At 36.6% G+C, this 12,553-nt stretch carries 7 protein-coding genes; all 7 read left to right on the top strand.

Annotated features, from left to right (window positions below):
• Nucleotides 1–3: 3 nt before the first annotated feature.
• On the top strand, nt 4–1,014 hold the full coding sequence (locus ACF3OC_RS19250; RefSeq protein WP_169715235.1) for a FecR family protein: 1,011 nt from the start codon (nt 4–6) through the stop codon (nt 1,012–1,014).
• Between the two features lie 101 nt (nt 1,015–1,115).
• Nucleotides 1,116–4,628: a TonB-dependent receptor gene (locus ACF3OC_RS19245; RefSeq protein ID WP_094258367.1), complete on the top strand. Its 3,513-nt coding sequence runs from the start codon at nt 1,116–1,118 to the stop codon at nt 4,626–4,628.
• 12 nt (nt 4,629–4,640) lie between these two features.
• Complete coding sequence (locus ACF3OC_RS19240; RefSeq protein WP_094258366.1) at nt 4,641–6,626, top strand: RagB/SusD family nutrient uptake outer membrane protein; 1,986 nt, start codon at nt 4,641–4,643, stop codon at nt 6,624–6,626.
• A 412-nt stretch (nt 6,627–7,038) separates the two neighbouring features.
• Nucleotides 7,039–8,601, top strand: coding sequence for a calcineurin-like phosphoesterase C-terminal domain-containing protein (locus ACF3OC_RS19235; protein WP_392470537.1), 1,563 nt, complete (start codon nt 7,039–7,041; stop codon nt 8,599–8,601).
• A gap of 530 nt (nt 8,602–9,131) precedes the next feature.
• Complete coding sequence (locus ACF3OC_RS19230) at nt 9,132–9,815, top strand: acyltransferase (protein WP_094258364.1); 684 nt, start codon at nt 9,132–9,134, stop codon at nt 9,813–9,815.
• Between the two features lie 158 nt (nt 9,816–9,973).
• Entirely contained in the window at nt 9,974–11,119 is a 1,146-nt protein-coding gene (locus ACF3OC_RS19225; protein ID WP_318271541.1) for a S41 family peptidase, read from the top strand.
• 65 nt (nt 11,120–11,184) lie between these two features.
• Complete coding sequence (locus ACF3OC_RS19220; RefSeq protein ID WP_094258363.1) at nt 11,185–12,552, top strand: Gfo/Idh/MocA family protein; 1,368 nt, start codon at nt 11,185–11,187, stop codon at nt 12,550–12,552.
• The last annotated feature ends 1 nt before the right edge of the window (nt 12,553 follow it).

Genomic DNA, 12,553 nt, shown 5'->3' with positions numbered 1-12,553 from the left:
GATATGAATGAAAATAAAAAGGAAAATTTAGGCGTAGAAATCCATGAGCGAATTTTCCAATCCATACGTAAGGATAGGAATAGAGAAACTAAGAAGAATCTAACAAAGTTGTCCTTAGTTGTCATCGCTATAATTTCTGTGACGGCCTTATTTGTCAAAAGAGATCTATTAAACTCTTATTTTAGGGAGGAGAATGGTCGTGAAATTACTGCAGATTTTCTTGCAGGCACTCTTACTGAATCTGATAATAACAGCATTAAGTCCGATTCTCTCCATATAGGAAAAGATAAGAATGAGGCTATTTATTTAGATCAAAGCCAAAATCGGATGGTGATGAATATTGCCAAAATGGACTTGGATGATAAAGACATCTTAAATATTAAAACGGGTCTTGGGGGGTTCTATAGAGTCGAATTACCTGATGGCTCTATTGTAAATTTAAATGCCAATTCAAACTTACATTATGCCGCATCCTATATGCGAGACCGTAAATTAACTTTATCTGGAGAAGCTTATTTCGAAGTAAAGAAAATGATTGTTGATGACAAAAGAATGCCTTTTGAAGTTAAAACAGATCAACAAACCATTAAAGTTCTAGGAACTCAATTTAATGTTAGAACCTCAAGTGGCTTCGAAGAAACTCTTCTTTTTGAAGGTAGTCTCGATGTAAGAGCTGTTAAATCTTCAAAGTCAAATATATTGTCTCCGGGGGATTTAATTAGAGTAGCTGCAAACCAAATTTCACGCAATAAATTAAATGAAGGCGAAATTGAAGAGTTAGTTGCCTGGAAAGAAGGCTTTCTGTATTATGATAACCGAAGCTTAAATTATATCCTTGAAGACCTTAAAAAGTACTATGATTTTGATTACAATGTATCTGAAGTCCCCAATGATAATTTTACCATCTATCTAGCCAGAGAAAATAATTTAGAAGAATTAATATCATTATTAAATGAAGCTAGCTTTCTTAACCTAAAGCTTCAAAATAAAACTATCCAATTTTCTAAAAAATAATTTAAATTTTTTTTTTTTAGGGTATAACTCAAATTCATACTCTATATAGGTGAAGAACATTATAAAGACCATTTTTATAGTCCTTAAACACCTAAATCTGTATGAATAAAAAATTCTTAACTCACTTTCAGAGCTGTAGAAAATTTGGAAGCCTGCCTTTTTTGAAGGTCTCAAAAGCATCTAAATTAGCTATAGTAATTTCATGTTTAGCTCTGAATGGATTTGCTTTGGGTTTTAGCCAAACCATCTCCTTAAACCTTAAAAATGCCAGTACTAAACAAGCCCTAAATGAAATTCGAAAGAAAAGTGGCTTTCAAATTGTTTACAATGAATCCCTACTGTCAAAATCCACCAAAGTAACCATCGTTGATTCTAAAATCACCCTACAGACAGCTTTAAATAAAGCTCTTGCAGGGCAAGATGTTACTTATGAGGTGAAGGACAAGGTTATCTTACTCAAGCCGATATCTAAAACCTCCAATATTGAAATATTGCCCGGCAGCAATAAAACAGTACAGCAGCTTGCTGTTAAAGGACGCGTTGTCAACAAAGAAGGGCAACCTATCGCTTCTGCAACAGTGACAGAGAAAGGAACTAATAATCGTACTTTAACAAATGAACAAGGGGATTTTTCTTTAACGGTATCAGGTGCTGATGCGGTTTTAGAAATAACCTCAATTGGTTTTAGCCCTCAAACAGTATCGGCATCCGGTCAGAATATCTCCGTAACATTAGTTGAACAAGAAAACCAAATGGACGAAGTTGTCGTAGTAGGTTATGGTCAACAAAAGAAAGTAAATCTAACTGGCGCGGTTTCAACGGTTAGTGCAAAAGAGTTAGAAGCAAGACCAGTACAAAATACAGGGCAGGCCTTACAAGGACTTGTCCCGGGGTTGAATGTGCAGACAGGAGGATTAGGAGGTGAACTAAATCAGACCATGAATGTCAATATTCGTGGTGCTGGGACAATTGGTGTTGGATCGAGTTCTTCCGTTTTGGTATTGATTGACGGTATGGAAGGTGATATGAATGCTTTGAATCCTAATGATATTGAAAATATTACCGTTCTAAAAGATGCTGCAGCATCCTCAATTTATGGGTCGCGGGCTCCATTCGGTGTCATTTTAATCACTACTAAATCTGGAAAAGCAGGCAAAACCCTCGTAAACTATAATAATAATGTTAGGCTAAGTAAACCCCGTGGATTACCTACTATGTTAGACTCTCGGACTTTTGCCTACTATTTCAATGAGATCAAATCGAATGATGGTGAACAAGCCGTGTTTTCTCAAGAAGTCCTAGACCGTATTACTGCATATCAAAAAGGGGAAATTACAACGGTAAGTACACCTGCGGGAAATGGTAAATGGGAATACTACGGCGGTTCCAATGGAAATACCAATTGGTTTGATGAAATATATAAAGACTTTTCTCCATCTCATGAACATACCTTGAGTGCTAACGGCGGAACTGAAAAAGTTCAGTTTTATAGTTCATTGAATTTCATGGACCAAAATGGATTGAACAAATATGCGGATGATCGATTCAAAAGATACTCCTTCTCAAATAAAGTCAGTGTCAAGCTTCATGATAAAATTGACTTAATGTCTAATACTCGTTTTGTGCGTGAAGATTATGGTAAAGCTTCACATATGAATGATTTGTATTACCATAATATTGCAAGGAGATGGCCAACGATTCCGGTTAGAGATGATAATGGTCATTTTTCGGATCCAAGTGAATTAGCGCAGATGACAGAAGGTGGAAGGTCAAAATTGGTTAAAGATTTCTTATATCAGCAATTGCAATTGGCAATTCGACCTTTAGAGAACTGGAACATTACAGGTAATGTGAATTACAGAATTACCAATCACAATGGTCATAATGAAATTTTGAGGTCATTTGGTTATGATAAGGATAATAACCCTTATCCTTTAGCGGTGGGGTATAATTCGGCTGGATATACTAGTGTTTCAGAATTTAATAGAAAAGACGAGTATTTCAGTACAAACCTTTTTACTGATTATTCTTTAAAAGTTGCTGATGATCACAATTTTAAATTCCTATTGGGTTTTAACTCTGAGCTGAATAAATACAGCACGCTAAATGGTAGCATGAGTGATTTGATTTCAGACAATGTTCCTACACTGAATACAGCTACTTTGAATCCATTAACTTCTGGCCAATATCAACATTGGGCTACTGCTGGTTTCTTTGGTCGCTTCAACTATAATTACAAAGAGAAATACTTATTTGAAGCAAACGGTCGATATGATGGTTCATCTAGGTTCCCCAGAGATTTAAGGTGGAATCTATTCCCATCATTCTCTGCAGGATGGAATGTGGCTAATGAAGATTTTTGGAAATGGGGAGAGGCCGTTTCCGTATTTAAACTTAGAGCATCATATGGTGAACTAGGAAACCAATATACTGATAACTGGTATCCTTTTTACCCGACTTTACCATTTACTGTTAATGGGAATACTTGGTTGCTTAATGGTCAAAAGCAGAACTATTCATCATCACCAGGCTTAATTGCATCGACATTGACTTGGGAAAGAATCTCAAGCTGGAACGTTGGTTTTGATTTGCAAGCCTTGGATAATCGATTGGGAATGGTGTTCGAATTGTATCAACGCAATACCTACAATATGATTGGACCTGCTCCAGAATTACCAGTTATTCTAGGTACAGGAGTTCCTCGTCTAAATAATGCGGAAATGAACTCCAAAGGTTTTGAGCTTGAATTAAACTGGAAAGATAATATTGGCAACTTTAATTATGCGGTTAGAGGGGTGCTCTCTGATGATAAACAAACCGTAACGGAATACCCTAACTTAACAGGTACCTTGGATACATGGTATAATGGTAGAAGAGTTGGGGAACTTTGGGGATATACCACGCTTGGAATTGCAAAAACGCAACAAGAGATGGACGCTCATTTGAGCCATACCAAACAAAATTTTGCGAGTCAATGGCAATCTGGAGATATTATGTACCAAGACTTGAATGCTGATGGATTGATTTCTGCTGGAGCAAATACAATTAATGAACATGGTGATTTAACTATTATCGGAAACACACAACCTCGTTTTCGATATAGTTTAGATTTGAATGGATCGTATAAGGGTTTTGATTTCCGGGTATTCTTCCAAGGTGTTGGAAAACGTGATTATATGCCAAACGGTCCATATTTTTGGGGAGCGAATGGCGGAATGTGGCAATCTGCTGGATTTGAAGAAAACCTCGATTTCTTCCGTGATGAAAATTCTGTAATGGTTCAAAATGGAGTTTTAGGTCAAAACCTGGACTCTTATCTGCCAAGACCTTATTTTAATACCAATAAGAACCAATATACACAGACACGTTATTTGCAAAATGCGGCATATTTGCGCTTAAAGAATGCTCAGATTGGATATAATTTTAATTCTGCAAAATTAAACCAAATTGGAATTTCTAAAATACGCTTGTATTTATCTGGTGAGAACCTCTTGACATTTACTAAGATGGCAAAAGTATTTGATCCTGAAACCGTAGGATTGGGAGGTTGGAATGATGGTAAAACTTATCCATTCTCTACAGTTTATTCTTTTGGCTTAAACGTAAATTTCTAACTCAGACGCATTATGAAAAAATCATTTAAACATATAATTAATTTAGCAGCTTTAGCATCCGTATTTTTTGTTGCGAGTTGTAATAAATATCTTGATAGAGCTCCATTATCCAATATTACTCCTGGCGATTATCTTAATACTGAAGCGGATTTAGCCACCTATACTTTAAGTCAATATTCATTTCCTTCACATTCGGGTTGGGGATTGGGAACTTTTGCAAATGATAACCATACGGATAACCAATTGAACAGTTCGTTTGCCAATAGGTGGGTTCCTGGAGAGTGGAAGGTACCTACCTCAGGAGGTGAATATGCATTTTCTGCCATTAGAAACATCAACTATTTCTTCGAGCAAGTGATTCCAAAATGGAAGGAAAACAAAATCTCAGGGAACTCTGCTAACATCGAACATTATATTGGTGAAGCTTATTTTCTGAGGGCATACGAATATTTTAGTAGAACACAAGCCCTTGGGGACTATCCAATTGTAAAGACCACAATGAAAGATGATTTGGGCCAGTTGGTTGACGCTTCAATCAGGCAGCCTAGAAATTTGGTGGCTAGATTTATCTTATCAGACTTAGACTCTGCAATTACATTGTTAAAAACACCTTCACCGAATCAACAGAATCGTGTTTCCAAAAATGTGGCGCTTTTATTCAAATCAAGGGTGGCTTTATTTGAAGCAACATGGTTAAATTACCATAAGAATACTGCTCTGGTACCTGGAACAGCAAACTGGCCAGGTAAAAAGTCCCACCCTAACTTTTCACTGCAAATTGACAATGAAATCGACTTTTTCTTAACCCAGGCAATGGAAGCAGCAGAACAAGTAGCAGATGTTGTTCCTTTAGTGGAAAACAAATTTGAGAATAGTTATAACTCCTCAGCAAATCCATATTACAATATGTTCAGTGATATTGATTTGAATAAGTACAATGAAGTTTTATTATGGAGAAGCTATTCCACGGCTTTGAATGTTTCCCACAATGTGAGTAACTACATGAATGGAAGTGGAGGAAATTCTGGCTATTCACGAGGATTGGTTGAAAACTTTACCATGGCAAATGGCTTACCAATTTATGCATCAGGATCAGGTTACAAAGGGGATGATTCTATTTCCACTGTAAAAACCAACCGAGATACAAGGTTACAGTTATTTATGAAAGCTCCCGGGGAATTGAGATTCACTGATAAGAATAATACCAATGGAACTCCAGTATTAGAAGGATATCCTGATATTACAGGATTAGCTGAAACAAGATACGTTACTGGCTATGCCTTGAAAAAAGGGATGAGTTATTTATCAGCTCAAGCGGAAGGCTCTGCCGGTACCACTGGGTCGATAATTTTCCGAGGAGTGGAAGCTTACTTGAACTATATTGAAGCAAGTTATTTAAAGAATAAAACCATCAATGCTAAAGCCGCAAATTATTGGAGACAAATTCGTTCCCGAGCTGGAATCAATCCGGACTTCGAAATTACGATTAGCAATACCAATATGAATGAAGAAGCCAAACGAGATTTAGGAGCCTATTCAGCAGGGACAATATTGACGGATAAAGTGCTTTATAATATTCGTAGAGAAAGAAGATTGGAACTCATAGCAGAAGGATTTCGTTTCGCAGATCTAAAACGCTGGCGTTCTCTTGATCAATTAAAATCTAATCCACTGATTTTAGAAGGAATCAAGGTTTGGGGACCAATGGAGAAATGGTTTGTCCGTGAAGGCAAGACCTTGTTGATAGAGCCTAATACTCCAGGCAAAACAGCAAATGTATCCTTGAGATCCGAGAGCCCATATATTCGTCCATATAGAATTAATTTGAACTCCAATAATTTGGTGTTGAATGGATATAGATGGACAGAAGCACATTATTTGAGCCCTATTGCATTCAACCATTTTTCAATTACATCCCCAGATGGAACTGCACAAAATTCTAAGTTATATCAAAATCCAGGATGGCCAATAGTTGCTGATCAAGGAGCAATACAGTAATAATTTTAATTAGGTTTATTTTGTTATTTATTAGGGAAAGGTACATTTATGTACCTTTTTTTATTTAATCAATTTGGGTTGAAATATTATAGCTTATTCTATTTTCACTCAAAGATACTTCAGTTCAAACTTTGGGTTACTGGGGATTCTCTTCTCATTTTCGCCGGATTTCAGTCGGACCTTGTTCGAATTTTTTCGGTCAAGATCCGAAGAAGGTCCGGAGAATGTCCGACGGAGGTGCGGAAATACCTTGAGTTTAGGAGGAGTTAATTTTGAGCAAATCTGCATCTCAAGGTATTGGTAAGGATTTAGAATTTATTAGTGACATATCCTGTTGAATGATTAACTTAACAGTAGATTAACCTTTTATTAATCCTCATAACCTAAGTTTGAGGCAAACAACCATAAACACATGAAAAAATTATATTGGTCTTTATTAGCTTGTCTGTTGACAGGGACGGTATTTGGACAAGAAATGGCAAAGGGAACTGTTTACAATGATGCAAATGCAAATGGTCGCTTGGATAAAAAAGAGACTGGGATTGCTGGTGTCAGCGTAAGTAACGGTAGGGAAGTTGTTCAAACGGATAAAAATGGTAAATATGAAATACCTGTTCAAAACGACAACATCATCTTTGTTATTAAACCCTCAGGCTATGAGCTGCCATTAGATGCCGATAATCATCCAAAATTCTACTATATCCACAAGCCAAATGGTTCTCCTGAATTAAAATATCCTGGAGTTACAGCGACTGGTGCACTTCCAAAGTCTATTGATTTTGCATTGAAAGCAAAGGAAGAGCCTAGCAGTTTTTCAGCTTTTGTATTTGGGGATCCGCAAGCCTATACCGCTGAGGAAATGGAGTTTTTCAAGAATGGGGTAGTGAATGAGGCAAAATTAAAAAAAGGACCGCTTTTCGGAATTAGTTTAGGGGATTTGGTTGGGGATGATTTATCCTTGCACCCTAGTTATAAACAAACCATTGGACAGATGGGATTGCCATGGTTTAATGTTATGGGTAACCATGATATGAACTATGATGTCAAGGAAGACTATTTATCAGATGAAGGATTTGAGAAGGTCTTCGGACCGGCGAATTATTCCTTCAATGTTGGAAATACACATTTTATCATTTTGGATGATATTATTTATCCTCATCCTGAAACGGGTAAAGGTTATCAAGGTGGATTAAGACAAGATCAGATCGACTTTGTTGCTAATGATTTGAAGTTTGTGCCGAAAGATAAATTGATTGTTTTGGCATACCACATTCCATTGAATCCTGAGAACAGTAAATCATTCCGTAATGAGGATAGGCAACAAATTTTCAACATCTTGTCGGACTATCCTAATACTTTAGGGCTTTCAGCTCATACCCATTACCAACAACAGAACTTCTTTGCAAATGAGCATGGCTGGAAAGGTAGCAAACCTTATCATGAATACAATGTAGGGACTACTTCGGGCGATTGGTATTCAGGTTTACCAAATGATCAAGGAGTTCCAGTTTCAACGATGCGTGATGGAACGCCAAAAGGATATGCTATTCTATCAATTGATGGTAACCAATATAAATTCGATTATAAAGTAGTTGGCAAGGATGATAAATATAGTATTGGTTTATTTGGGCCGGCCGTTGTTAAGGCCAAATATGCAGGGCGATATCAGATTTATGCTAATTTCTTTTTAGGTTCATCAAATGACCAAGTTCGATATAGAGTTGACCAAGGAGATTGGGTTATTATGGACAAGGTTGAAGGCGAGGATCCGGCTTATATGAAAGAACTATTGGCCTATGATGGTGCGAATAGTCTAGTTGCTGGAAGAAGACCAAGTGATCCGGTTCAATCGGCGCATTTATGGAAATTCAAACTTCCAAAACTTAAAGCAGGTAAACATCTTGTGGAGGTTGAAGCGGTAGATATGTTCGGTAGAACACATGCTGCGCAAAAAGAAATCGAAGTCGTTGAATAAGACGGATTTATAAGATGGCTAGATTGTAACAATTTGTTTTGCAGTATGTTGTGAAGTATGTTCCACGGGGAGCAAAATATGCAATGACCTAATATTTCATAAATAAACCTTAAAATATTGAGGCTGACAGGCCTTGATAATAATATTAGCCCTAATGCACTGTATTGGGGCTTTTTTTATGAATATGCTGAATTCAGGATAATTTATTTAGGGGAACCCCTTTATTATAGACTCTATTTGTTCTATTTTCGGCCTTAAATTGGGGGTGGGGGCTTTTATAAAGATTTGTCTTACTTGATTCTAAAAAGAATATTTTAGTTTTAATAGTTATTAACTATAATTATCAAAACTGATTTTAAATTTAATTTTAAAACATGCCGATAGAAGAATATTTCCTAAACTGTATTTCATACGATTTAACTTTTGAACGAAATAAAGTTAACTTGGATATTTATCGTATATCGAAGGAAATGGTTTACACTTTAGTTGCCATTTCTTTCCCATCAATCGTTTAATAATGTGAGATAATTATGAGAAATAAACTAAGAAATTTTGTTGGCAAGTTTCCAGTCCTGGAGCAGAACCTAAAAGCAATAAAGAACTGGACGGAAAATAAAAACACAAAACCTAAGAAGTCAATAGTTGGCGATGGGAACAATATTGATGTAAATAGGACCTCCGTATTAATTGATTGTGAAATTGATATTGATGGAAATAATAATACTATTATAGTAGCGAGCGGGTGCGTATTACAGTCTGTATCATTTTACATTCGGGGAGACAACAATACGATAATTGTTGGTGAGAAAGTGAAATATAATGGGGTCTTATGGGAAACCTGCAATAATGGAAGGATAGAAATAGGTGATGGCACGACTACCGAAGTAAATGTGAATATGCAAATCTCTGAAGATTCGCTAGAAATTGTGGTTGGAAGGGATTGTATGTTCAGTAGTAATATTTTTATCTGGCCTCAAGACTGGCACCCTATATTTGATGAAAATGATCAACAGATCAATCCTGGAAAAAGTATCTATATTAAGGACCATGTTTGGGTTGGTTTTGATGCAAAGATTCTTAAATCAGTAACTATTGGATCGAATAATATCATCGGAACAAATGCCATTGTAACTAAGAGTATTTTAGAAGAAAATGTTGTTATAGCGGGTAATCCCGGAAAAATTGTCAAGCGAGGGGTTCATTGGAAACGATAAAGACTTCTGGCTGAAAATTTTGACGAACTAAAAAAAATCCATAATTTAATTAAAGCATTACCAATTAGCCTGTTATGATAAAGAGCTTAGCTTTAATTCTTTTATTTTGTGTTTTTTTTACTCCTACATTTTGCCAAAAAATCCAAACTCAAGAATATTTGGATGATCTTAAATTTATATATGAAAATTTAAAAAAATCAGCTTCATATCAAACACAAAAAGGTAGACATATTCAAGTTGAGGAAAAATATAATTTACTTCTCGAAGAGGCTGAAGATGACCTTTACCTAATTGAGGCTTTATCTAATTATTACAGCCTTATTGATATAATAAAGGATTATCACAATAGAATTTATTCTTTTGGCAATCCTTTTACCAAGGAAGATTTAACTGATAGTCTCAAAGTAAAAAGCTTGCTTCAAGAGAGCGAATACAATACTCCTCAAACAGTTTTGAATCTGGATAGTTTAGAAAATGCATTAAAGAAAAAGTCAGCTCTTGATTTGGAAGGAATTTATTTTAACTCCTTGGTTAGAGTCGCATTAGTACAGGCTGGGCCTAAACATATTGGTATTATTCTAGAATCCAAGATTGCTAGCTGGAAAAGAGGGGATGAAATTTTTTATTTATTTTCTAATGATGACAATCATAAGAGAATAATTATGGGAGAATGGTACAGTAAAAGATTAATTGGAGGAGTGGATTATTTCAAGGAAGGGAATTTCTTAGGCTATTCTTTATTAAAAGAGCATGCTGTCAAGCAGAACTTTAGTCAAAAACAAGAGAAAGGAAATTATGTGTTTAAGGAGATTTCACCCGAAGTTGATTATATCTCTATTTCAACTTTTTCAGGTTGGAATCCTATCTACCAAGAAGCTATTACCTTTTACAATGGAATTGATATGAAAGGATTAGCGAAAAGTCTGATCTTAGATTTACGAAATCATGTTGGTGGTGGGGATCGGAACTCACTTGTATTACTGAAGAAATTAAGAAAGTATAAAGGCAATATTTATGTTTTGGTGAATCATCAAACGGTAAGTAATGCTGAACAATTTGTTGTAAGATTGAAGAAATTTCCAAAGGTTAGGGTTCTTGGGGATCGTACTTATGGAGTATTAACCTATGGGATTAATTATGATAGACCATTGACTACTCCTTCAGGACGATTTAAGGTTGCTTTTACGGACTTAAAGGATAGTTGGAAGCAGTTTTTGCCGTATGAAGGAGTTGGAATTGAGCCTGATATCTATCTCAGAAATGATTCGGATTGGATAAGACAATTGTTGGACCGAATTAATTAATATTAAGATCAAAAAGCTTAACCCATAAAATTTCCTTATCTTAATACAACCAAAACCTCAAGATTATGAATAAACCTAGCTTCACATCACGCCGTAATTTTATTCGGAGCATGACCATGGCGGCAATTACTGCACCCTATTTTGTTGATCAGGCATTTGCAAATACTTCAGGTAAGAAATTGAAACATGCTTGTATTGGTGTGGGAGGAATGGGAGCTTATGATCTTCAAAATTTCAAATCTCACCCCGATGTTGAAATTGTTGCATTATGTGATGTCGATGAGAACAATTTAAGGAAAGCAGCGGAGTTAATTCCTGGGGCAAGGTTGTATAGTGATTGGCGGGAACTTTTAGAAAAGGAGAAGAATCAAATAGATTCCGTAAACGTTACTGTTCCGGATCATAATCATTTTGTTATTGCGATGTCAGCGATTCAATTGAAAAAGCATGTGTATTGTCAGAAACCGATGTGCCATGATGTTGCAGAGGTTCGGGAATTGACGGAGGCGGCAGTAAAAGCGGGATTGGTGACGCAATTAGGAACTCAGATTGCATCTTCAAAAGGGGATAGGACCGCAGTTCAATGGATCAAACAAAGCATTATTGGCAAAGTGAAGCATGCCTATTTATGTTCCAATCGCTCTGGTATTGCTGGATATCGATTGGAAGGGCCAAGACCCGAGAAAGCGGAGGAAATACCTACTACCTTGGATTGGGATAAATGGATTGGGACTGCTCCAATGCGTCCATTTGCAACAAGTATTTATCATCCGGGAATCTGGCGTGCATGGCAAGATTTCGGAACCGGTTGGTCAGGAGATATTGGCTGTCATATTTTTGATGCGGTTTGGAAGGGGTTGGGCCTGAAAGCTCCATTGACTGTTGTTGCGGAGGTTCAACATTCATGGCAAGATTCTAGCGAACGCAGAGCTGATACCTGGCCACAAGGGAATCATATCAGTTGGACTTTTCCAGGAAATGATAAGATAGAATCTGAGGTTCTGCCATTGGAGTGGTTCGATGGAGAATTTTATCCACCAGAAGAGGTTAGGGATTTATTTAATAATGGGGAAAAATATCCAGAGGAAGCCGCGATGTTGGTTGGTACTGAAGGGGCGCTGCTTATTCCACATGGAGGCACACCGGTGCTCCTGCCAGAAAGTAAATTCAAAGACTACAAATATCCTGATCTAGAGGAACGAAATCATTATCATCATTTTGTAGATGCCTGTTTGGAGAAAGCAAAAACGGAATCACATTTTGCTCAATCTGGTCCAATGACCGAAGCAATCCTACTGGGAACCGTGGCAATTCGGGTTCCTGGAATATTATTGCAATGGGATCCGGTTAATCTAAAGTTTCCGAATTATCCTAAGGCAGAAAAGTATCTGAAAAGGAAATATCGAAAAGGCTGGGATTTGGATGCAAAATAAT

It is taken from the genome of Sphingobacterium cellulitidis (assembly GCF_043187465.1).
Lineage (GTDB): Bacteria > Bacteroidota > Bacteroidia > Sphingobacteriales > Sphingobacteriaceae > Sphingobacterium > Sphingobacterium cellulitidis.
Note: the sequence above shows the minus strand (reverse complement) of the source record. Positions and strands in the feature narration are given on the sequence as shown.

Coding starts and splice junctions, on each gene's coding strand:
- ACF3OC_RS19250 (WP_169715235.1), top strand. CDS start 4: ATGAATGAAAATAAAAAGGAAAATTTAGGCGTAGAAATCCATGAGCGA.
- ACF3OC_RS19245 (WP_094258367.1), top strand. CDS start 1,116: ATGAATAAAAAATTCTTAACTCACTTTCAGAGCTGTAGAAAATTTGGA.
- ACF3OC_RS19240 (WP_094258366.1), top strand. CDS start 4,641: ATGAAAAAATCATTTAAACATATAATTAATTTAGCAGCTTTAGCATCC.
- ACF3OC_RS19235 (WP_392470537.1), top strand. CDS start 7,039: ATGAAAAAATTATATTGGTCTTTATTAGCTTGTCTGTTGACAGGGACG.
- ACF3OC_RS19230 (WP_094258364.1), top strand. CDS start 9,132: ATGAGAAATAAACTAAGAAATTTTGTTGGCAAGTTTCCAGTCCTGGAG.
- ACF3OC_RS19220 (WP_094258363.1), top strand. CDS start 11,185: ATGAATAAACCTAGCTTCACATCACGCCGTAATTTTATTCGGAGCATG.